This is a genomic window from Flavobacterium sp. FlaQc-57 (assembly GCF_044007395.1).
Classification (GTDB): Bacteria; Bacteroidota; Bacteroidia; order Flavobacteriales; family Flavobacteriaceae; genus Flavobacterium.
The window spans coordinates 1,293,439-1,317,323 of the sequence record NZ_JBIPDA010000001.1 but is presented as its reverse complement, the minus strand read 5'-3'; the positions used below and the strand labels follow the sequence as shown (position 1 = coordinate 1,317,323).

Sequence of the window (23,885 nt, the reverse complement as noted above, 5' to 3'; positions counted from 1 at the left end):
ATATTTTAAGTGATTGTGATAGAATTAAAAAGGTACGTCCTGTGCTTTTTTTGATTTCTTTTCCTTTACTGCTGAATTGGCATGGGAGGTATCTTCTTTTTTGGGAAAAACCAAAATTTTAATGTTATTGGTGTGAAAAGTCAGCGTTCCTACCGCCACGCCTTCGCTGTTATTGTATACATTGATGCCAATACGCCCAAAGAGCTGTACAAGGGTTCCTTTTTTAAGCCACTGTGCTGTTTTAGCATTCAGCCAATAGGAGCAATTGATATAGGTAACTACTTCCTTTACTTCGGTACTGCCCTTAGGTTTGTAATTGTCATTGATGGCAATGCTGAAATTGACCACTTGTTTTTCGCTGTTCACTTTTTGAACTACTGCATCTGCTGTTAATCGTCCTGTGATTTCCATAATTTTAATTTTTAAAGATTACTACTGTTTTAGTTTCTCTCTAATCCTGCTCCCACAAAAATTGTTTTCAAAACGAAAAAACGGGAAAAAAGAAAGCAAGATGTAAGTGGCTTAAGGATGGGTAAGTGCTATAAGTCCCGAAGGGTGGCAAGGGGAGCGCCGCCATTATGCGCACGAGGCATGCTTAAGTCACTATCTTAGCTGCCCTTTTAGTCCGTTTCGAGTGAAAGCTATAAGTTAAAACTTTGAAGTATCTTTAAAAGAAAGTTTAAATCGAAAGACAAAAGCCGGATGAAAGCTAAAAAAAAAAGAGGCAGTCTATTTTTAGACTGCCTCTTTGTGTATTAATTAAATGTTGTTTTTCTACTCGTCTTTAAAAGAGAGCCAAAGTATTGTTTTGATAATCATATTTTTAGACTACCAATATTATTCACTAACCAAGTTAGTCAATTCTTTACAAACTGATTTCAAAAGTTCTACAACCTTTATTTCATTGGATAAAGCATAACTATAAAAATTAAATTTTGGATCCCAGGTAAGTTTATGGTTTTCCAATATTTCTCCAATGCTTGTATCATAATCAGATTGCTTTTTATCTCCTTTTGATTTATTAAAAACTATAAAATATTTATTTGAATCATGTGATTTATAGATCTCAAATTGATACTGTTTTCTCTTATAGACCCAATCATAAAGATGAATACCTGAGATATCATCTGTACTTTTTATTTCCATATGAGTAACAAAACGAAAAGGAGTAAAATGCTGAAGCTCCGGCTCAATGTATTTTAAATACAAATTATAAGTGAACATTTCCTTATGTCTATGATTTCTTTGCGAATGCATGAGAAGGTAAATCTCTTCATCAGATTTAAAATCTATATATCCCTGAGAACAATACGTAATTAAATCTTCATTTGTTATAAAGTTTTTTCTCCAATCTTTTGGAACTGCCTTTACAATACTGCTCAATGCTTTTTCTACATCCGTCGTGTTGAATTTTACATCATCAAACAATTCTTTCACATAATTTCTCTTGGCTTTCCAATGTTTTTTTTCCTCTTCTTTTGAGTTAACCGGCGGTAAACGAAGTAATCTTTTCCAACTGTAATCTCTTAAATTCTTATTTGTGCTCAAAAAATTATAACGCGAGTAGGAATTTATTAAGTAATCGCCTTTGGTCAGCACTGCTCTTTCCAGTTTAAAATCACTATTTTTATCTGTATGTAAAAGATTAAAAAGACTTAAAGATTTGTTTTTATAATTTACAAATTCTGTTAAATATTTATTATCATCATGTTCTGCCCAATTGCAGCTTTCCATTTCTTCATAATACTCCAAAACACCAGCAAATTCAAACATAAAAGCTATTTGTCCTGCAAAATATTTATGCTGTTCAGCACTTTCAATCTCTTGTTTCCAAAGGTCTGATTTTAGTATTAAATGTGCCTTTATTTTTTCTTCCTGAACCTGACGACCAAGAAAGAAGTCTATTTTATTATCATTCGAGGTTAAAAATTTTAGAATATCATTACTGAAAGGCACTATTTTTTCGATTGATTTTATAGCAGTGCCAACATCTTCAGCTTTGTCAAAATTCGTGTTTTCTGTTAAATTAAAGATTACTCTCATCCATTGAAATAATCCCGACAAATCGTCTTTATTGAGAATTAGAAATCTTAAGTAAGCATGAAACTGAACTATTTGAGGTAATTTCAAATTGAATTGTAAAACGTCTTCAAAGTTTTTTGCTTCATTAAAATAAAAATTATCTCCTAGATGTTCCTTTATTTTATGATTGCCATTTTCTAAGGTATTAAAAGCATCTATCAAATATTTGATCGCTTCACCAGAGAGAACGTCAAAGCTTTTGTATTTGTAAAATGAAATAGTATCTGAATAGTCATCACGTTTTTTAGCAACACTAGTTCCTATTAAATATTCTAATACTTCACTGTTGTTATTTGCTGTATCAATTGCAAATTGGGATAACATAATGGTCCTAATGAAATTCATCAGTTCGTCATCAAAAGTATGGATGTCGCCTTTTAAATCCCGGTACTGCCAAAATAAATTTGCCCAGGCTGTATCAATTTTAAACGAAAAGTATTCTTTAGGAGTTACATCAGTTAGTTTATCCTTAAAAGATAGTTGATATTGCTTATCCAAATTCAATTTTGAACCTGCTATGTGCTGCTCGAATTTGGCTTTAAAATTCTCATAAGATGTCAATGTTTTACCCCTGGAATTCATCTTTATGTATAAATCTTCAGTGAGCTTAAATTCTCCCAAATCAAGATACAAAAAAGTAATAATAGGCTTTTCAATATTTATTAGTCTATCATAGAAATATTCTTTATTTTGAAATTTATCATGGATAGCATCAAGCATCACCAGCATTGATTGGATAGTAGGGTCATAAGACCAAGAAAGAAAGTACCAACCGCAATCTTTTATCGTTTTAGATAAACTGTTTTTTAACCCTTTATCTGGTTTTAACAGATTTGAAAGATCTATTGGGTTTTCTAATAAAGCATCACAAAATTCAGCGGAACTGGTACGTGTTAAATAAGAAAACCTTGATTTATTTTTATGTTTTATTACTTCTTTAAATTCTTCAATATTTTTAGAAGCTACAGCCAAATACCAATGCAACAAAAACAAAGTCGTTAGTCTCTGCTGACCATCTAATGGAATAAATTTTTGAATGTTCCCTTCTATTTCGGTGCTTCCATATACGAAATCTAAATCCCTGTTTGGAATATCGTCTTCTAAATAATCATGTAATGCCTGAAGAAAAAGTTCTCTTACTTCAAAAGTAGATTTTCTGCCCTGTGCGTAATCTCGTTGAATAATAGGGATTTCTATATTATAATTATTCCCTATAAATAACTGAACAAAGGATAATCTTTTACCTTGTAATAATGTATCATTTTGACTCATCTTCTATTCTTTAACCGTTAAATAATCCCCTAATATTTCTTTTATAGTTTCCAAATAATCAATGGCATCTTTTTGATTCCAGTACATATTATTATCAGAGTGCCTGGTGTAGTATTTTAGAAACACATTTTTAGTACAAATCGGCACAAAGATTCCATTTTTATCATTTTCAATAATTCGTTTTCTTTTAATGAAAAACATAGCATTCCCATAACTTCGGTTTGTTACATCATCGAGTAAAGTAAGGTTGGAAATGTTATCAATCTGACCGTTTTCTTTTTCTATGTAAAGTTCAAGAACCTCTTCGTAGACTTCCTGAAAAAGTTCGTCGTTTACGTGTTCGCTCTCTAAAATAGTTACTAATTTATTTGCGATTGTTTTTGTGATATCTTTTAATATTTCTATTTTTTCTTTTTGAGCATTTATCTGGGATATTCCTCTTTCATTAAAAACATCCGAAGCATATCCATACAAACCTGTATAAAACTCTAAAATATCAATAGCCCAAGATTTTCGGTCTTTGGGGCTTATTGTTTTATCTGATTGTGAATTGATGTGTTCAATATCCCAATTGTCTGATTTGTATTTGTCGAACGGAAAACGCATATCGGCTTCTTTAGTCGCTAAAATGGTTTGGATGTTAAACAGTAATAATATCATTCTGATTTCATAAGGATTTTGACCATACTCCAAAGATTCGATCTGGATGCTGCTTAGTCTGTCTTTTATTTCTGTTTTAAGATGTTCTTTAAACACCGTTTTGCTAAGTTTATCAGATGTTTTTTTGAGTTCGTTTATGTCTGCCTTATATTCTATCAAGAATCCTATTAAATGATATAAATCCCGTTCGCTGTACCATTCTTCGATGGTTAGGAAATATTTCTTGACTTTGAGCCAAAGTCCATCCACATCCAGAATACCTTTGTTTCGTATTTTATCAGCGGTAAATTCATCTTGAAATTTATTGAATGTAAAATGGTCTTCGTTCTCTTTTTTCTTTTCGTGAATTAAATCAAAAATGTATTCAATTCGGTTTTCATACTGCATGTTATTTTTTGTACTGTATATAAAATGCCAAAATGAATCGTTTTGCAGCTTTTTTTCCATTGCATCCCATTCTGAAGCTATTTGAAGTTGTTTAAGTGTAGCTTTATCTTCAAAATTGTCTTTTTGAAGGAATAATGCTTTTACTAACTCTGCATTGGTTAATGGAATTTTTCCAATGTTGATACGTGTAAAAATATCAATAGAATCAGTACTATCATCATTTACTTCATACCAGATTACTTTGGTATTATTGAGTAGAATAGATTCGAAATCGTTGATGAAATTTTGCTTTCCTTTAAACCATTCTCTTATGGCTGAATAGGCTTCATGAATGAAATAGTAGTCGATATTATCATTTTTTTCGGCATCGTTAATATCAGCTAAGTATTTTTTACTGTCGGTTCTTGTTTGATATTCCAGCGAGAAAACGGGGTTTCTAAACTCTTCGGAAAAGCGTTTATTAAAAAAACTTAAGATAATATAGATGGTTGTTAGTCTTTGCTGTCCATCAATAAGTTCCCACGCAATAGCGGAGCTATTGTCCGGCTTTGTAACAACCACAGGCTGTAAACAATAAAACTCTTCCTTTTTAGGGTCTTTATTTCTAAAATCCCAAATATCTGCAAGCAAAGCTTTGACTTGAATATCAGTCCATCTATAGCCTCTTTGATAAGAAGGAATATAGAACTCTTCATTTAGAAGTTCAAAAATTGATTTTAATTTTAAGGTATTATTGTTCATAAATATTTTATTTTTATTATTGCTTTGATAGATTTTAAAGACTTCTTAATTATTCAATCATTTTAAGTTTTAAAACGGTAAAGACTCATAAAATACAATTTTTAAAAGCCCGTTTATGATGCACTGCTTTTACATTTGCTAATGTAAAGAATGTTCAAACAATAAAAGAAGGAAAACCGTAATGCATTGTATTATTAGCTGACTAACTTGCTGCTTTTGTGCTAAAATATAATTAGTTAACAACTTAGACCTATTTTTTTTAAGTAAAAAAAGAGTTTGTTTAATTCGATTGTAAACATTAATCGATTAACCAGCAATATATGTGAAATATGAATGAAAATTTAATTGAAGAATTGGTAAAAATTGAAAACAAATATCTTCCAATCATTAAAATCTTAGAAATAAATCCTGTTTATAAAAAATTATATAGAGGTTTTATAACCATTCAAAGTAAAATCAATCATAATCCGGAACTATTATTACTTGGGATAAATCCAGGTGATGGTGCTTTTAAGGAACTTAAATCCAAAGAGGGTTTTCCAAAAAGAATAATAAGTGATCCCGTTTACTTAAAAAGCTTAAACCTAGACTGGTTTAAAAAGGGCAATGCCAGAGGAGAGTTTATAGAAAAGAAGTGGTATGGGTATCATTGGTTTGAAAAAACAAAAAAAATAAACAATTCATTCCCATCACGTATGATTGATATTTTATATTCTTATAGTGAAAAATTACATCCTGATAAAAAGCATGATATCAGAAAACTTAATGATTTAATTGAAAATGACGTCCATAATAAAATCGTCTATACGAATATCTGTCCAATTGCTACTGTATCTATAAAAGAACTAAAGGAAATTTTCAATCTACTTTCAAAAGAAAAAAACATTGCAGAAATAATAGGAACTAAAGATAAAGTTACATCAGGTATGGTAAAAAATTTCTTCAGACAAAGAATGATTGATACTATCAATGTTATAAAACCAAAGGCTATTGTTTTATTAGGATACTCCGCCTATCAAGATTTGACACTTCTAAATGATTACAAAGGACAAAATGTATTCATAAACGAAGTTAAATTGAGAAAAAATGATCAAACTAAATATAGAATTATCAGCTTTTCCAGACAAGGAAATTGGTCACCTTTGATAGATGAGATAACTAACGCGATTATAGAACAGATAAAATAGGATTAAGGATAAGATCTTACTTTAGCTTTGGATCCTATCTTGTAATTGCTTGGGTAATATAAAATTATTCATTCGGATATTCCTTGATATTGCGCTCAACTCTCTTTTCATTTTGGAACCATCCGAATTGTAAAGCTAAAGCTTGCAAATATTTTTCTGCACCAAGAGTCATTTCGGTAGCCTGAAATAATCCAAATTTCCATTGCTTCATTCCCCTGGAAGCAGCAAGCATCACGATTTTATTATCTTTTTTGAAGTAGGAATATAGTTGCTGGGCACTAAACAATATTGCATCAATTTCTTTTTCATCCCTTTCTTTGGGATAGTATACAAAAAGAAACCCTATGCCATTGAATACTGTATATCTTCTAGCCAAAACATCTTGGTTGCCTTCATACTTGTTTACGAGTTCAAATAAACTATTTGCCATGATTCTTCTCTCAAACCGGCTCATGGTCATAAATTCTTTTGCTAATAGTTCTCCATTTTCCAGTGGTAATACATCAGTATTTACTAAGCGATCGATAAAATAGCTGTTCTCTTCTTCTATTTTTTTTAAAATCACGTCTTTGTTAGCATGATATCTTTGCCATTTTCCTTGTAATGATTTTGTGAAATTTTCAAAATCTTTTAGTAATTCCTCGGGAAACTCCCTTGCATTCATCAGGTACTGTGCTATTAAATCTTTTTCGCTGCAATTACAACAAAGCCCCTTATTGGCAATAAGCAATTCTTCTCGTGCTATTAAATATTCCGTCAGATCTTTGATTGTATCGAATTCAAAAATGATAGTTTCAAAGGTTTGTCGATTGAATATGTTAACGGTACCCTTGACTTGATCATGGTCAATAAAGTCATAGTTTTCAAAATCTTCGCCAACACTAACAGTGATTTTGAATATATTCTTATAGTCATTAGGTTCAAATTTTCTATCACCTTGCAGAACATGCTGCAAGACTATTTCTTTAGAGCCAAACAATTTTCTCTGTGCTCCGAACAATTGTTTAGATGATTTTTCAACAACTCTTTTTAAGAATCGTTCGTAATTGCCATTAACATTATAGTTTTTAACCGAAATAATAATCGCCGTATCAAAAAATAGAATAAGTAAGTCACAAATCTCTTTTTTGTCACCAGTCATATCCATCGGATTGGGGTAACACCAATATTTTAGATAAGATGTTTCTGCAAGTTTTGTTACGAAATTCTCACCTTCAATGCCTTTATCTATGATTTCTTCTGATTCCATTTTATTGATTTTAATTCACTATTTCTGTTTTTGTTTCATTCTTATAAACCTTTCGCTATCTGCAAATGGATTACTATTTACAACAATATTCTGTATCAATTAAAAAAAGATTTTTTTTGCTATAAAAATAGAAAACTAAATTTTACAGTATTATTCTTTATAGGTTTCCAAATACTTAATTGTATTTGCCAGTATTTCCTGAACTCTAGGATGGTCAAAAGTTTTATTATCACTTTTAAAGGTTGCTTCTATTCCTTTTTTAGTATTCTCAAAAGCTTCTTGATTTAACTTCCCTTTATTTATGTGAAGGGCATATTCTTCTCCAATATCTGGGTAAGGCTTTTTATAAGGTACCTTATAAAGCTTTGCAAATGGCTCTAAGAATTTTACAATATCAGTTTGATCAGAGATATTTTCAATTACAGTGTGATCAATGACGGAACCTGACCAACTTAAATTATCACCTTTAATGTGAGCATTCGCTAATCCTTTTCCATAAATCATGTTAGCACTATAAATTGAGCCAACAGTATTTGTCTTTTTCCCAGAAATCATTTCCAACTCGTCACAATATATCACTCCTCTTATTGGGAAATTATAGAGAATCTCCTGCCAGTTAAATCGGTGAGCTACGATTAACAATTCTTCAAGGCTTTCAATACTATCATCGTTAGTCCAGAAAATGACTGTATCCGAAATATTTAAGCAGTTAATTCTTGTTTGGCTCGTGTCAGATAAAATTCGGCCATTCTCAGGCTCATGGTATTTTCCTTGGCCTAACGCCATTTCTATATCTCTTAATATATGTATTACCCGCCCTTTTAAATATGTACTATCGTTATTAAGAATAAACTCTTTATAACCCAGGAAGTCAAAATATGCAATGTATCTTTTCATATCGTCTTGTTTCTTATTATTGATTTTTTTTAAATTATAGATAACTTTTCTAACAAATTTAACTATACTTTACATGTAAAAAGACAATAAATCCAATTCCTAAATAAAAAAAATTCGAAGGAAACGAATTAGGCGAATTTTTAAAAGAATTCGATCTTTTTCTAAATATGAACCTAAAAATCTTTACCATAATTTGAGTATGCTTTTAAGAAGTATTGATGAATTTATTAATCTACAATACGAAATAGATGATGACGTTACATGTGAAGAATTTATTGAGCGTAAATTTCTTAATTCAAAAAATATAAATGTTAAAATAAATCGTGTAGTTTCTGCTTAAGCAAATACTTATCTGGTAGTTGAATCTTATATTCAGCTACCATGGTAGGAGATAGACTTCTACTTAAAGCATATTCTACCACTGCATGGTCTTGGTCTTTGCATAATAAAATACCAATACTTGGGTTTTCATTCTGCTTTTTCACATCCCGGTCTAATGCTTCTAGATAAAAATTTAACTGCCCAAGATGTTCCGGTTTAAACTTATCTGATTTTAATTCAAATGCTACCAGACATTGTAAGCCTCTGTGATAAAAAACCAGATCAATATAAAAATCACTATGTCCCACCTGCACTTTATACTCTTCTGCGATAAATAGAAAATCCTTACCGAGTTCAAGTATAAAATTTTTCATCTGATTAATCAGGCCTTTTTGCAAGTCACTCTCAGTATAGGTTTCAGAAAGGTTTAAAAAATCAAATATATAGCTGTCCTTAAATGTATTTGTGATATCAGGATGTAATTCTCTCATCACTGATGAGACTTTTGAATTTCCAATCATTGTTCTTTCAAAAACACCGCTGTTTATCTGCCTTTCCAATTCCCGCGAACTAAATTTTTCCTGACTTGAGAGACGCAGGTAAAATTCCTGTTCTTCGATTGACTTGGTCCTATTTAAAATGATGAGATTATTGGTCCAGCTAATTTCTCTCAGCAGTGCTGAGAGTTTTGGAAAAGCTTTATAAGTCTGATAAAACTGCTTCATTCTCCAAAGATTCTTATCCGAAAATCCCTTTAAATCCGGTTCGCTTTTCTGCAGAAAATCGGCCAGTTCTTTCACAACTGATTTTCCCCATTCTTCAGTTTCAATACGATTTTGGATATACTGTCCAATATTCCAATACAGATTAATCATTTCAGTGTTAACTGCTGTAATAGCATTTGATCTGGATTGTTTTATTAATTGGATTATATCGGTAAATTGTTCCTGTATCATTATTTCTGATTTTAATTTATTATCACTTCTTAATTACTAAATGACTTAGTTCAATATCATTTAATAGTCTTTCCTTTTCTGAATAAATAATATCCTTGATGTCCTTTTTTATCTGTAGATAATTGCGCTGTACCATTGCATTATCAACTTTGCGAATAATAGGAATATCAACATATTGATCCTGTTCTTTTTTTAATGCTTCATGGTCATTTACTATTTCAGAATGAAATGTTTTGAGTTCAATTTTACAATCAGGATCATCCGCTACCATACCCACGAATTCACCAGAACTAAGTCCGGAAATTTTGGATGGAGGCACTGCCGATTCCAATTGTTTGGATCGGCTTATAGAAGTATCTCCGCTATTAATGGAAAGGCTTTCCCTGTCCTGCATAATTTTTCCGAAACGCTCGGATAATTGTTTGGCTGTATCTCCAGTAACCTGTCCGCTGATGAGGTTTCCAACAATATTCATAATCACATCCGCCTGTTCTCGTCCATAATCTTTACGCAACTGGCTAAAATCCTGAATACCCAAACAAGTTGCTACTTTATTGCTCCGAGCTGTGGCAATCAAACTGTCCATATTGTTTAGATAAATGGTTGGAAATTCATCAAATATCAGACTGCTTTTTTGTTTCTTTTTTTGATTCACTTGCTTTACCAATCGGTTAACATATAGTGATAATACAGCTCCATATATTTGGATTTTTTGCGGATTATTGCCCATGCATACGATCTTAGGATCGTCCGGATTATTGATGTCCAATGTGAAGTCACTACCCGATAAAACATAATACAATTGTGGAGAGGAAAGCCGTGCCATGGCAATTTTTGCAGAAGCAATTTGCCCCTCTAATTGGTCCATAACATTATTTAGGTAGGCATTCACAAAGGGATTAATGAGTACTTCGATTTCTTTTTCAGTCCTAAGCAGGGTAAAGAGACTATCATAATCTTCCTGCATGAGTTCAATTACATGGGGAAGGGTGCAGAATTCGCCGTCTTTATATTTTCGTAAATACCATATTATGGCTGATAGAAAATTAATCGGTGATTCCACAAAAAAATCACCTTGTCTTTTGATCCATTCCCTGTTGAGTCCCAGCAAAATAGTGCGTGCTGATTCTGAAGCATCCGTAATATCACTCATACCTGATGGCTCTAAAGGATTACACCGATTGGTTCGGGTCAAATCGTCAAAATTAATGACATAAAACTGAGGTAATTTCGGATATTGATGTTTGTATTTAAGCCAGCTATTATAGACAATTCTGGTCAGGTCATCAAACTTGAAATCATAGACAAACATGGTGAATTGTTTACGGATGTGCTGGGTAATGACATGGCGTATGACGAAATAAGATTTCCCAGATCCTGGTGTGCCTGAAACCAGCAGTCCCCTAAAAGGATTAATAATATTTATCCAGCTGTCCCTTATCTTATCCTTTAAATGATATTTGGCAGGCAGATTAATAGAATATTCATTCTCCAGAAGTCTTTCTTCCTGAGGAAAGGTTTCATTTTCTTTATTAAAAACATCCTTGCTGTTGAGCCTGTTTTTTAAAATACGTGATAATAATGTACCACCGGAAAGCATTAGAAGAAAGCCACTGGAGGTTATGGTCATGTAGGCAATTGCTGCCAGCAAAAGTTCAATTTTCAGGTATAATGAAAGATAACTTATAAAGTAAATCAGAATCCCCGTAATGATGTAGGCGAAAGCTGTTTTGTAATTCAGTTTTTCATCTTTTCGCCCTTTAGCTCCAATTAGTGAGATTATTAAAAATCCCAGTGCAAAGAGTTTGGATTTATGAAAATTATTGAATAATCCCGTATGATAAATATTGCCCATAATTTTATCACTAAAGCCGCTGACAAGATGCCACTGCTGAAAGGCAGCATAGCAGTAATAATAAAAATGGATTGTTAAAATAATGATGCTGATAAGTCTTGTCATATCCAAGATTTTTCTCAGCGCCTGTTCGTTTTCTCCTGTCTGCATAGCCATGATTTCAAGTTTTATCGATTATTAGACTGTCCTCTTCTTTTTTTCTTTTTGTTTCTCAGTTCGTATGGAAGGTAATTAGCCGTCTGTTCTGATTGAGTGAGCATCTCTGCTAACTGCCCCATTATTGTACTGGATCCCATGTATTTGTTATCCCTAAAATCATCACCAAACAGTGTTGCAATGATTTCCGACTTTGGTGCTTCAAATGTTATTTCGTGTAATTTTTCACTAACCAAATTTGTCATTTTTGGCTCGGTCACATTAATGGAGCCACAGCGTTCCTGTATTGCTTTTGCACTGTATTGTTTACCTAGTGTACTGCCATTAAAAACACATTTTGTGGTATGGTCCACATAGGTAATTCCATAAAGTAATCCTTCTTCGTTTTTCCTTAAAACAGTATTAATTCCATCTTTTTGCAGTACTTGAACTAGCTCAGTTAGCGATATTTTACTCCTCAAAAATGCCATATCAATGGCATTTTTTACCCTTCTTATATCTGAGGCTTCATTTGTTTTATTAGACGCAAATTTTTCTTCTAAAAATTTCAGTGTCGGCTTGTTGTAAAAGAGACTGGCTTTTATAGGGACTCCGATAGGTTTACCGTCATCATCAAGTATTCTATACATCAGTCCTTTTGCTCTAAACATTTTTGAATCTTCATTGCCCCGGTCTGCTAAAACATTGTATTGTTTGAGCACTGCATTTAGTTCTGGAAAGCTGGCGTACTTATACGATGAAAGCACCTGACCCAGTACATTTGTAATAGCCTTTTTCGATTCGCTCCGCCCGTATTGAATCTTTTGTGAGTTGATTGGCTTAAGCGTAAAATCAGTACTGTTTTTATTCCCTTGCGCCTTAACAAGTCTAAAGTGTTCTTCGATTTCTTTTCTTGCCGGTTCAGATCGGTTTTTACCAATATTTTGCATGTCAATTCTTTTACCATCCCTTCGCACATTTATGGATATTAGATGGATGTGCGGATGTCCGGAATCATGATGCTGATATACCAGATAAGGCTGCTGGCCAAATCCGATTTTTTCCATATAAGTATCCGCGATAGCCATTAATTTTTCCTTGGAATGATTTTCAGACGGATCAAAGTTGATTGAAATATGCACACTGTTTCGCTTTACATTTTCATTTAGTTCCAGCTGTTTTAAAAAGCGGTTCAGTTTTACGTTAAATCCCATTTTATCAATATCAATGGGATAATTTCCGGCACCTATACACTCTGCCACATTTTCTTTTACTTTGCTTTCATTGTAATAGAAAACCTTTTCGATAGAGTATCCTGTTTTTATGATCGCAACCATTTTTCCGAGATTTTCCGGATGTAATTTTTGATTTCATCAATCTTATCAAAAAGGATTTTTTTATCCAGTTCAGCACTTATAATCCATATTTTAAATTCCGGAATTTGATTTAGTGTATGTAGTTTTTTTACTGCCTGATTGAAGTTGTTTCCAATGCCGTTTAATTGCTTAAATAACTGAATCATTTCATGGATCATTTCATCTAAAGACTGATTCCTGTAAATGGTGGTTATAGGTTTCTCAAATAGGTGTCTGCGAATGTAATCACTTAGCTTGCGGCAAGTACTGGCTTTCCATTTTTTCTCTATTTTCGCATACTCTTCAGGTGTAAAGCGTAACCCGACAATGCGTGTTCTGTTTGAATTTTCTCTTTTCATCATCTCTCTTTTTCATTATCATCAAACTCTTTTGATCCTTCCCCTATAACTGCTCACGAGTTCCGAGTGTAGAGCAGCAAGAAGGCTGTTGTTTAACAACAGGACATCTTGCCGATTGCAGGAACGTTGCAATCTTGCTGATACTTTAAGATGTTCTTTAGACATTCTAATATTTCTAAAACACTCAAAACTTAAATTTATCTTTTTACAAAATATTTTTATATTATGTTGATGTATTAATTCTAGTATTCCGGAAATTCAATGACCTATACATTAAGTAATTAAAGTTTCAATATCGTTTTATAAAATCTGTTTCATTTTATTTTAGAACTCAAGGAAAGTGCACACTGCATAAAATTCAGAACTATTATAACTGGGTAGCAATTATGCAAATTTATTTTCCGAATTTTAGATTGAAAACGTGCTCTTTCAAAGCAATAAACCAATTCTAAAACAACAAAATCCTGACTGTTTTAAGGAAGGTTTTTGATTGCTCATTTTGATCTTTATTGTTTGTTTCAGAGACAAAATTAAGTAAGCGAAATGGATTTTACCTATGATGGACATATTATGTCCATGAGACTTTAATACTGGCTTTATACCTTTGTATAAATAAATTATTAATTAAAACGTGAAGATTATGACAACAAATGATGTGGCCAAGGTTTTTGATACTGTGCTTAGTATCCCTGGTATGAATGATGCAGTGAAGATTGATATGAAAATTTCACGAAAAAATGTATTGCTATTAAACCATATTATTGAACGAGGATTATCTGCTAAGGACAATGATAAACCATCCATTCTTATGACTAGTATTCAGGAAGAAAATCTTCAGGAGTTAAAACTATTTGGAGAGGAATGTTTACAAAAAGCCGGGCTGATTGAACTCAGTGAAAAACTAAGAGTACTTGGCGATATAATAAAGTAGCGATAGTTAAAAAAAACAGCAAATTACTTTGATGCCAATAGAAATTATTTTTCTAATGGCATCTTTTTTATTATAAACTACACCTTATCCTTTTTTTAACTACGATTGAATGTTATTGAAAAATCTTGGCAGGTTTTTGATAATAATTTATATCAGCAAGTGATTTAATTTTGTCCATATTATTGTAAATCAATTTTTTAATTACAAATTATTAATTGATGTTCCAATAAAAATTATTTGTTCCTGTAAATAGGTTTTTAAATAAACCTCACCTAAAGAATTGAGATTATTTTAAAATAGGATTAATTATTTATCAATATCAAATGAAAACAAATACAAACTTTAAGAAACTAATTTTGGATACAATTTGTTTATTGTTTGCACTTCTTTTTACGTATGCCGCAGCAAGTAAACTATTTGATTTTGAAAATTTTAGAATACAATTAGGGCAATCGCCATTATTGAGCTCTTTTGCAGATTGGATCTCTATAACTGTACCTGTGTCAGAATTTATCATAGCGTTTGTGTTACTTCTTAAAAGGTTCAGATTAGCAGGTCTTTATGCGGCTTATATGCTTATGATAATGTTTACAGCTTACATTTATATTATTTTGAATTTCAGCTCTTTTGTACCGTGTTCCTGTGGCGGAATACTGGAAAAAATGACATGGGAAGAACATCTGATTTTCAATATTTGTTTTGTCATTTTAGCAGTAATTGGTATTGCATTTAATCCTGAAAAGAGCATTTTAATAATTGACAAATCTGGAATCATGGGCTATAAATTAAAAATTATTATTTTACTGATTTGCACTGTCTTTGGCTGTGGTATTGTTGTTTTATTGTTTAATCGTTCCGAGCATATGATTCATTATGAAAATAAGTTTATTCGACGATTTCCACAGCATGCTGCCCAAGAAATACATCAGGCTGATTTAATCTATAATTCCTATTATTTTGCAGGAAGCAGTAACGGTAAAATATATCTGGGTAATTATACAGCACCTTTGCAGATAATGGAGCTTGATTCTGCATTGAAGACAAGAAAAATTTACCGCATAGAATTAAAACAGCAGCAGCTTGATTTTAGTTCCCCGCAAATAAGAGTAAAAGACCAGAACTTTTATGTTTTTGAAGGCGTTGTTCCTTATATATTTAAAGGAAATACAGCCAGCTGGAAAGCTTCTTTACGAATAAACAGCGGATACTATTTTTCACACTTAGAGCCAATGGATTCTGTGAATATGGCTATTCGTTATATGAAACCAAAAAAAGGAGAAAGTCTTATGGGAACTTTAAACTTATCTGATACTACAAAGGTAAAATATGCACCATTGTTATTGCAAAAACAGTTTGACGGCATATTCGATACCGATGGGAGTTTTCATTTCAGTGGTCAGCTCAATAAAATAGTGTATGTCTATCTCTACCGGAACCAGTACATTGTTTCAGACAAAGATCTTAATTTAGATTACAGAGGCAATACTATTGATACTGTAAGCCACGCTCAGATCAAATTAGAAAAGCTTAAAAACAGCAACATGAAAACCTTTTCCAAACCGCCACTCATAGTGAATAAATTGAGTGCTGTGGAAGGTAATCTATTGTATGTGAATTCCGCTTTACCGGGTTTGTATGAGTCAGAAGATATTTGGAAAACAGCGAGTATCATAGACGTATATGATCTTACCAATAAAACATACCGTTCGAGTTTTCCAATCTACAATATTGGTAAAAAAACAATAAGAAGTATATATGTGTCAAACAATTATTTTTATGCACTTATTGGTGAAAAAATAGTATGTTACAAACTTCGTGAACATCTTAAGCAGAGCAGTCCTGTGATTAAATAAAGTGAAATGGTAATGATTAAAAATATATCGCGCGATGTCAGGGGCAAGATCGAAAACCTGTAAAAAAGAGTAGGTCATAATGATTTAATATTTTTTATTATGAAAAGAAATTTTTTAAAAGGAATCATGATGCCGGCGGCAGTCGTGATTCTAGGTGTGGGTGGTGCATTTGCGACTACCTCAATGAGCAGTACAAAAGGAATTGCCGATGTACAGGGCTATAGATATGTCTCACAAGCTGAGCCATGTCGCGCTGAAGTGATGTGTAGTAATGTTTTCAATTCTACCATCTGTACATCAGGCAGTAATCAGTTGTTTGGTAAACCTACCCCAAATGCAGCAAATTGTGATCTTCCTTTGTATAAAATCCCTAACTAACTAATAATTAGTATTGGGATTATTTTTAAAATGCAATGCAGTTCTAACATATTGTAGAACTGCATTGTTCTTTAATTTCTTTTTATTGGTTTTCCTTATTCTGGCTCAAACCATTGTGGTTTTTTATTACCCTTCATATAATATCCAAACCACTCTGACATTTTTTGTGTTAAATCTATTTGATTTTCTTGTCCTCGTATAACATGACTTTCTTTTGGATAAAGCAGCATAATATGCTCTTTTTGGAGTCTTCTCAGCGCCAGATAAAATTCCATTGTCTGATATGGATTAACTTGTGAATCCTCTGCTCCTGTATAGGACAATAATGGAGTATTCACATTTGATGCAAAATGTATAGGTGAATTTTTCTGATAGGCTTTATAATCTTCAAAAAGTGTTTTTCTCATGCGAAACTGCTGGTATTCATAACGCCAACTGTTCATGTTTTTATGTCCCCAATTTACTGACAAATAACTACTGGTTAAATCTGAGACACCGGAACCGGCTACGGCAGCTGCAAAAATATTTGTTTGGGTGATAATAAAAAAGGCTTCATAACCGCCGTAAGAATGCCCAATCAATCCCATTTTAGTTTTATCAATTGAGGCTGTTGCTATCGCACTATTGGCAGCAGCAACTACGCAATCTGTAGCAGAATATCCAGGATTTCCCATTTGGTATACAATATCCGGTAATAAAACAAAATAGCCCAAGCTTGTAAAATAAGTCACATTAAATGCAGAACCATTCATTAGGGTAGGATTTACATAACTATGAAGTGCTTTTGTCTGCTTTTGATATATGCTTACAAGCATCGGATATTTTTGCTGTGGATTATAATCAAAAGGATAAAACAATACCCCTTTTAAATGAATTCCATTAGTATTTTTATAAGTGATAAGCTGTGATTTCCCCCAGCCATAATCATTATGTTGCGGATTGCTTTTATAAATAATCTTTGGCTGAGTATTGCCATTTTTGATAAACAGGGTCGGCGGCTCATTGAAATCTTCCTGAACATATATAAAAGAATTGATTGCATTTGCTTTATATAGTGAACTGATCAATTTTGGCTTATAAATTATGGATCGTAATTTTTTATTTTTATCTAAGATGAAATACCCAGATTTGTTATTGTTAATTGTTTGTACTTTGAATATTAAATCCGAATAAATATCTATCATTTTGCCTTTGGATGCGATATGATTTATATTCCCTTTATCAGTATCGACTAGTCTGAGAACCTGATCATTTTCCCTGCCCAAGGTTATTTTTTTTGCAGATTCTCCAGTAGTTTTAAATTGCCAGAGATCAAATTCATCATACAGCAAGACGAATTCATCATTGGCAGTGAATCCAGCATATCCATACGGATTCGGTTCGTCGGGTTCATCATTGGAATTGTCATAAAAAGAAATATTCGTTTTTAATGTCATGTTGGTATGGATACCTGTTTCAATAGAATAAATCCACCAATTACACTCCTTAAAATAAACTATAAATTTGCCGGAAGGGGAAAAATATAACTTCCCTGACGTAGATGACTGCTGTGTTAAAAATGGTGTCTTGATATTCTTTTTTAAATCCAAAAGATAATAGTCCCTATCAGCTTCCTGTTTAAAGGTAGGTTTATTACTATCTGGATTATAGACAAGAGCAAATTCCTGGTTTGTACCCAATATCACAACAGAATGCCTGTCATCTGCAATTTCTGAAAAATGCCTGTTTTGAGGTTCCCAGCAAACAAGCCTTGGATTATCCTGAACTGTACCATAACTGTGTCTAAAAGGAAATAACTCTTTGTCGGCTGCATTCCAAACCTGTACATCCAAATCATTTTTCACAGCATTTTGATCGTGTCTTTTTTTAATCATAAAAAAGACTCTAGTCCCATCATCTGAAATCCCTAGTGATGAAGTATAATTGGCATCCAGAATTTGACCTTCCCTCCAGTTTTTTTCAACTGTAGTGTTATATTGAAAAAGCTGTTTGTCTTCAATTTTGTAAAACAAAACGGTATCGGCTGTAAATGATTTTGCTGTAACTAAACGGCCAACAAAGGCAATCGATTTTCCCTGTGCCTGCCAGATTATATTTTCAAATTGTCTTTCCTTATTTTGGACTACTGTAGTTTTGGTTATTTCTTTTCCCAATGTAAGCAGACCAACTGTATTTTTGTCTGATTCCGAACTGCAATAGCCTAACATATTGTAATTGGGATTCATACTATATGAATTTACATTATCGATATTCTCAATTACATTTCCACTGAGATCTTTAATAATAATTTTCGTTTTACCTTCCGTTTCGTTACAATACAGGATTACATAATAACCATTATTTGAGAAAGTAAAATCCTGTACATTACTGGTATGTTGAATTTTACCAGTTTTTAAATCAATAAGTTGAAATAGGTTCTCAGCTGTCAAACATCCAAACCAATCCTCAGCTATAAACTTTCCACTGTAGCCTTTTGCAAAAGCAAAGGTCTTTTCAGTTTTGGTATTTTTAACGAAAAGTGTATCTAATCCCGATTCATATCCAAGCGAATAGCTCACCCAATTGCCATGATCTGAAATAGCCTCCGCTTTAAGGGTACTCCATAAATGAAAGTCTGCCTCGGTGAGCTGTATTGTTTTTTGAACCTGTCCGTTTACCGGACAGGTCATCAAAAACAAAATAATACTAATCCAAATTATTCTGCTGTTGTAAATAATTGTACTCATCAGTATCCTGAATTTTGTGGTTTTAAATTTGGGTTGAGATTCAGTTCTACTTCAGGAATTGGAAATAATGCATCATGTGTATCCCAGCCGGTTTTTACCACTGATAAAACAGACTGAATTTTGTTAAAGCGTTTTAAGTCAAAAAAACGGTGTCCGAATTCGGTAAATAATTCCAACTGTCTTTCCTGCAATATCGCATCAAGGATTTCAGCTTGGGTAATTGCTGTGGTATCTAGCAGTCCTGCTTTTTTTCTTATCTTATTCAAGTCTTCTTTGGCTCCTATTAAATCGCCTGACTGTGCCCTTGCTTCGGCACGTATCAGATATATTTCTGCAAGACGAAAAATGATGGAATACTCTTTTGATGAATCAGTCCCGGTATATTTGTATTTAAAAGGATGATACCAGGTCGTTGTACCATCGGTAACTGCTTTTACCCAATGTGTTTTTCGAAGGTCATTTACAGTAAACGCCGACATAAAACCATCGGTAAGTGCGGACAAAGGCGGTGGGCCGATGGTAAAATTAAATGTAACACTCTCTAGTGTATTGCCTCCGCTAAAACCTGGTGCCAACTGCCAAATAGTGGATGTACTCTCTTTGAGAAAAATTTCATCAAGATCATCTTCGTAAATATACAGTCCCGTATTGTTCATTACAGCCGATGCCTCATTAGAGGCTTCATCCCATAATCCTGCATACAGATCCACTCGCGCTAATAAAGCATGGGCAGCATATCTATTAGGCCGCACTCGGTCTTGCGAAATATAACTTTCAGGCAGAAGCTGTATTGCCTGTTCTAAATCGTTTTTAACGCTGGTATAGACATTATTTACAGACATCTTCTTTGCATTACGATTTTGCACATAATCCGTAAAGGTAATGTATGGGACATCGCCAAATAAATTGGTGAGATAAAAGTGAAGCAGTGCTCGTACAAAAAGCGCTTCGCCTTTTAATTGTTTTTTGTCAGTTTCAGGTAAATGAACAGATTTCTCTATACCTTCTATAACGGCATTGGCAGCATAAATTTGATTGTAACTGCTATCCCACAATCCTTTTACTTGTGTATTGGAGGCAATCAGCGAATTGTTGTAGAAGGCAACGGTACTATTTTGCGGATCTCCGTAAAATTTAAATTCATCAGTATAGTTTCCAAGTAAATGAGAGAGCCCTGATGCTGAGCCTGTGAGTAAACTGGCATCCCTTATTTTGGAATAAATATCAGTCATTGCAGCATTGGCAGTCGCTTTTTCCTCAAAAACAGCATTGGCAGTAAGCTGTGAGCCCGGCAAATCGACTTCTACAAAATTATCACAAGAACTTATCATCATCAGAGATACGATCAGACATGATGGCGAAAAAATAGATTTCCAAAGGTTAGGAATAAAATTTCCTGCATGTAAATTATTTATATTGAAATTTTTCATGGTTTTTATTTTAAGTTAAAAACTAAACTGAATTCCTGCAGAAAGGACTTGCAGTGGTGGTAAATAACCTGAAGATTTGAACTCAGGGTCAGCACCGTCATATTTTGTAAAAGTCAATACATTCTGTCCCTCAAAGAATACTTTGCATTGCAATTCTTTCAATGGCAATTCATAGGACAATGAAATGTTTTTCAGACGAACAAAAGAGGCATCACTGATTACCCCGTCACTTTCAAAATGTTTGTAGTAGGCATCCACAGCGGCGCTGTTTGTTCCATCAGTATAGATTGGAAAGGGCGTACTATCGCCAACTTGTTGCCAATGGTTTAGTGCTGCTTTAGGTTGATTTGCCGAAGAACCCGGAACTCCAAAATAAATGGATTCGTTGTAATTAATTTGTTTTACAAACTGGAAAAGAAAATCCAATTGCAAGCGTTTGTATCTAAGGGTATTTTGCAACCCGCCATAGTACTGGGGGCTAAAATCTTTTATCGTTTTTTTATCTTCTCTTCCTGATAGCTGTCCGTCACCATTTACATCTTCATAAGTATAAATGCCTGTTTGTTTGTCCACTCCTGTAAAGTGATAGACTTTCTGAATGTTAAGTGACTGACCAATTATATATTGATTTGCGTAAGTAGAACTTTCCAGATCCGGGAATTTTAGCAGTTTATTCTGGGCTACGGTAAGATTAATATTGGTACTCCAGTTAAAGTCTTTTCTTTGAAAGTTCACTGTGCGCAGTGTCAATTCTATTCCTCTGTTTTGCACTGTGGCATCAAGATTGGCTTGTAAGGTGGAAAAACCAGTTGTACCGGGCAGTGGTATTCCTGTTAATTGGTTGGAAGATTTGTTGTTGTACCAAGATGCAGTCAGGAACAACCGATCATTAAGAAAACCTGTTTCGAGTGCAACTTCAAATTTTCTATTGGTTTCCCATCCAAATTTAGGATTGAAGAGTCTGGTAGGTTGTAGTCCAACAGTACCTCCGTAATTAATTCCTGTAGAAGCATAGGTGTCAAGATATTGGTAATCTCCAATTTGGTCATTACCGGTAATTCCATAACTTGCCCTTAGTTTTCCAAAACTTAAAAATGTACTGTTTTTAAATACGTTTTCTTTGGAAAATAGCCATGCAGCACCAACTGCTCCAAATGTTGCAAATTGATCCCCTGGACCAAATCGGCTTGATCCATCCCTTCTCCCGGTAAGATTCAGGATATATTTTTCACGCCAGTTATAGTTTGCTCTTGCAAAAAAAGCTTGATATTTATACTCGGTTTCATCACTTACCATAGTAAAAATATTGGATGCTGAGGAGAGGTTATAAATCAGACTATTGCTGGAAAATCCCGAAGCATACTGTACCAGTTGATTGCTTTGTTGTGCTTGGAATGTACTTCCTACTAGTATATCAAGTTTTCCTTGTCCAATGGTTTTATTCCAATTCAGCTGAGGTTCAATAATCCATGATTTGCGATCTGCACCACTTGCAATCAGTGTTGAGAATTCAGGACCTAATCCAAAAGCGGGATTGTATCTTGTAGATGGATTGGCGGTGTTTTCTGAATTATCAAGTGTAGTATATCCAAAACTTGATTTAAGCTCCAGATTATCGGTTAACTTATAAGATAACATCGCATTTGCAATCAAGTCATTGGTGTTGGATTCGTATTTTCCTTCAAGATTTCTAAGTGGATTGTTAAAAGTGTTGTTTTCCCAATTCAGGGTGCCATCGACATTATAAAGTGATGGTGCATTAGGTGACATGTTTACGGCTTCCCGCATTAAATCCAGTCGGGGCTGGTTATTATTTTGCATGGTATAACCTACTGAGGCATTGACTCTGAATTTTTTATTTTCAGATTCATGGTTTACGTTCAGATGCAGATTTCCTTTTTTATAATTAAAATTGCCTGGGAAAACGGTGGTTTGTTTATTAAGATTCCCGCTTAATAATAATTGCGTCTGATCAGAACCTCCAGAAAGGGATGTTTGAATATCGGTGATTACAGCTGTACCGCCAAGCAGTTCTTTTTGCCAGTCTATATTTCGGTTTTGGTCCCATGTCCCATTTACATCGTAAGCATAATCAGGAATTGGAGAAATCCCGTCATTGGCAAATGCTTCTTTTCGCATATTGAGATACTCTTGGGTATTCATAAGATCCATAAAGCGTGTTACGGTTCCTGTGCCAGTGGAAAGCCTGGCCGCAAATTTGGTTTTTCCTGATTTACCTTTTTTGGTGGTAACAAGCACCACGCCGTTTGCACCACGAGAACCGTAGATAGACGTTGCATCGGCATCTTTGAGTACCTCTATACTTTCGATTTGGTCGGGATTTATACTGTTCAGTGGACTTGGCTGTGTGGGTAGTACCGCCGAATTTATTCCCGTACCAATAGGATCTGAAGAATAGGGGACTCCATCAATAATGTATAGTGGATTGTTTCCATTAGTCCGTAAACTGTTCTGTCCGCGTATCTGAATGTCAAATCCCCCTCCAGGAACCCCTGTAGTCTGAACAATACTTACTCCTGCCATTCGTCCCTGCATGGTCGCCAGTACATTGGTAACGGGTTGGTTCTCTATATCTTTGGAAGTTATTTTGGCTATACTTCCGGTACGTTCACTTTGTTTTACAGAATAATACCCTGCATTCACACGAACTTCCTGTAAGGTTGTAGTGTCATAAATCAATTGGACATCTACTGTTTTACGCCCGCTTATTGGTACGCCCACAGTTTTAAAACCTATAAACGAAACCATTAAGGTATCGGCAGCTGAGGCAGAAATGCTATACTGACCGCTGTAATCTGAAATTGCAGAAACACCTGTTTTATTTTTAACAGCAATAGTTACCCCGGGCAAAGGATTCCTGCCATCGGTGACGGTTCCCTGAATTTGGTTTTGCTGAAAAACAGAAATGATTTTCCGATTGTACGATTTGGCAAAAAGAGATGAGAAAGACAAACAAAGCCATATAAAAAACAGGCAATAAAAAGCTTTCCCATCCTTGTAAAATGAAAAAATATTCATAATATTGGATTGGTTAGTTAAACGAAGATTTGATTAGCTACGGTCCTCTATACTAGTTTGATCGCCTGATAG

At 33.7% G+C, this 23,885-nt stretch carries 16 protein-coding genes; 4 read left to right on the top strand and 12 right to left on the bottom strand.

The window, feature by feature from the left end; genetic code table 11:
• Positions 1-24 precede the first annotated feature (24 nt).
• From ACHRVZ_RS05635 to ACHRVZ_RS05625, 3 genes are all read right to left on the bottom strand, one after another.
• Entirely contained in the window at positions 25-411 is a 387-nt protein-coding gene (locus ACHRVZ_RS05635; protein WP_395421216.1) for a single-stranded DNA-binding protein, read from the bottom strand.
• Positions 412-837: 426 nt separating this feature from the next.
• Positions 838-3,354 (bottom strand): DUF262 domain-containing protein, encoded by a 2,517-nt coding sequence (locus ACHRVZ_RS05630; protein ID WP_395421215.1) that lies wholly within the window; start codon positions 3,352-3,354, stop codon positions 838-840.
• Positions 3,355-3,357: 3 nt separating this feature from the next.
• The gene (locus ACHRVZ_RS05625; RefSeq protein WP_395421213.1) at positions 3,358-5,142 is read right to left on the bottom strand and encodes a DUF262 domain-containing protein; all 1,785 of its coding nucleotides are present in this window, start codon (positions 5,140-5,142) and stop codon (positions 3,358-3,360) included.
• Between the two features lie 329 nt (positions 5,143-5,471).
• Between ACHRVZ_RS05625 and ACHRVZ_RS05620 the strand changes: the two genes are divergently transcribed.
• Complete coding sequence (locus ACHRVZ_RS05620; RefSeq protein WP_395421212.1) at positions 5,472-6,329, top strand: hypothetical protein; 858 nt, start codon at positions 5,472-5,474, stop codon at positions 6,327-6,329.
• A gap of 64 nt (positions 6,330-6,393) precedes the next feature.
• Here ACHRVZ_RS05620 and ACHRVZ_RS05615 read toward each other — a convergent pair whose 3' ends face one another.
• The 6 genes from ACHRVZ_RS05615 to ACHRVZ_RS05590 all read right to left on the bottom strand — a co-directional run bounded on the left by ACHRVZ_RS05615 (position 6,394) and on the right by ACHRVZ_RS05590 (position 13,459).
• Positions 6,394-7,578, bottom strand: coding sequence for a hypothetical protein (locus tag ACHRVZ_RS05615; RefSeq protein ID WP_395421211.1), 1,185 nt, complete (start codon positions 7,576-7,578; stop codon positions 6,394-6,396).
• A gap of 150 nt (positions 7,579-7,728) precedes the next feature.
• Positions 7,729-8,475 carry a hypothetical protein gene (locus tag ACHRVZ_RS05610; protein ID WP_395421210.1) on the bottom strand — a complete coding sequence of 249 codons (747 nt, stop codon included), beginning with the start codon at positions 8,473-8,475 and terminating at the stop codon, positions 7,729-7,731.
• Positions 8,476-8,786: 311 nt separating this feature from the next.
• Positions 8,787-9,749: a YhcG family protein gene (locus ACHRVZ_RS05605; RefSeq protein WP_395421298.1), complete on the bottom strand. Its 963-nt coding sequence runs from the start codon at positions 9,747-9,749 to the stop codon at positions 8,787-8,789.
• A 25-nt stretch (positions 9,750-9,774) separates the two neighbouring features.
• Entirely contained in the window at positions 9,775-11,757 is a 1,983-nt protein-coding gene (gene mobC, locus ACHRVZ_RS05600) for a conjugal transfer protein MobC (RefSeq protein ID WP_395421297.1), read from the bottom strand.
• A 17-nt stretch (positions 11,758-11,774) separates the two neighbouring features.
• Complete coding sequence (locus ACHRVZ_RS05595) at positions 11,775-13,079, bottom strand: relaxase/mobilization nuclease domain-containing protein (RefSeq protein ID WP_395421209.1); 1,305 nt, start codon at positions 13,077-13,079, stop codon at positions 11,775-11,777.
• Positions 13,064-13,459, bottom strand: coding sequence for a plasmid mobilization protein (locus tag ACHRVZ_RS05590; RefSeq protein WP_395421208.1), 396 nt, complete (start codon positions 13,457-13,459; stop codon positions 13,064-13,066). Before ACHRVZ_RS05590 ends, ACHRVZ_RS05595 begins: the two co-directional genes overlap by 16 nt.
• 637 nt (positions 13,460-14,096) lie before the next feature.
• Between ACHRVZ_RS05590 and ACHRVZ_RS05585 the strand changes: the two genes are divergently transcribed.
• The 3 genes from ACHRVZ_RS05585 to ACHRVZ_RS05575 all read left to right on the top strand — a co-directional run bounded on the left by ACHRVZ_RS05585 (position 14,097) and on the right by ACHRVZ_RS05575 (position 16,618).
• Complete coding sequence (locus ACHRVZ_RS05585) at positions 14,097-14,387, top strand: hypothetical protein (RefSeq protein ID WP_395421207.1); 291 nt, start codon at positions 14,097-14,099, stop codon at positions 14,385-14,387.
• Between the two features lie 323 nt (positions 14,388-14,710).
• Positions 14,711-16,240: a DoxX family protein gene (locus ACHRVZ_RS05580; RefSeq protein WP_395421206.1), complete on the top strand. Its 1,530-nt coding sequence runs from the start codon at positions 14,711-14,713 to the stop codon at positions 16,238-16,240.
• 99 nt (positions 16,241-16,339) lie between these two features.
• Positions 16,340-16,618, top strand: coding sequence for a DUF6520 family protein (locus tag ACHRVZ_RS05575; protein ID WP_395421205.1), 279 nt, complete (start codon positions 16,340-16,342; stop codon positions 16,616-16,618).
• Between the two features lie 95 nt (positions 16,619-16,713).
• Here ACHRVZ_RS05575 and ACHRVZ_RS05570 read toward each other — a convergent pair whose 3' ends face one another.
• From ACHRVZ_RS05570 to ACHRVZ_RS05560, 3 genes are read right to left on the bottom strand one after another with little or no spacing between them, the layout of a single operon-like run.
• Positions 16,714-19,344 (bottom strand): alpha/beta hydrolase family protein, encoded by a 2,631-nt coding sequence (locus ACHRVZ_RS05570; protein WP_395421204.1) that lies wholly within the window; start codon positions 19,342-19,344, stop codon positions 16,714-16,716.
• The gene (locus tag ACHRVZ_RS05565; protein WP_395421203.1) at positions 19,344-20,774 is read right to left on the bottom strand and encodes a RagB/SusD family nutrient uptake outer membrane protein; all 1,431 of its coding nucleotides are present in this window, start codon (positions 20,772-20,774) and stop codon (positions 19,344-19,346) included. The genes ACHRVZ_RS05570 and ACHRVZ_RS05565 overlap by 1 nt, the downstream gene beginning before the upstream one ends.
• A 15-nt stretch (positions 20,775-20,789) precedes the next feature.
• Positions 20,790-23,813 carry a SusC/RagA family TonB-linked outer membrane protein gene (locus ACHRVZ_RS05560; RefSeq protein ID WP_395421202.1) on the bottom strand — a complete coding sequence of 1,008 codons (3,024 nt, stop codon included), beginning with the start codon at positions 23,811-23,813 and terminating at the stop codon, positions 20,790-20,792.
• Positions 23,814-23,885 lie beyond the last annotated feature (72 nt).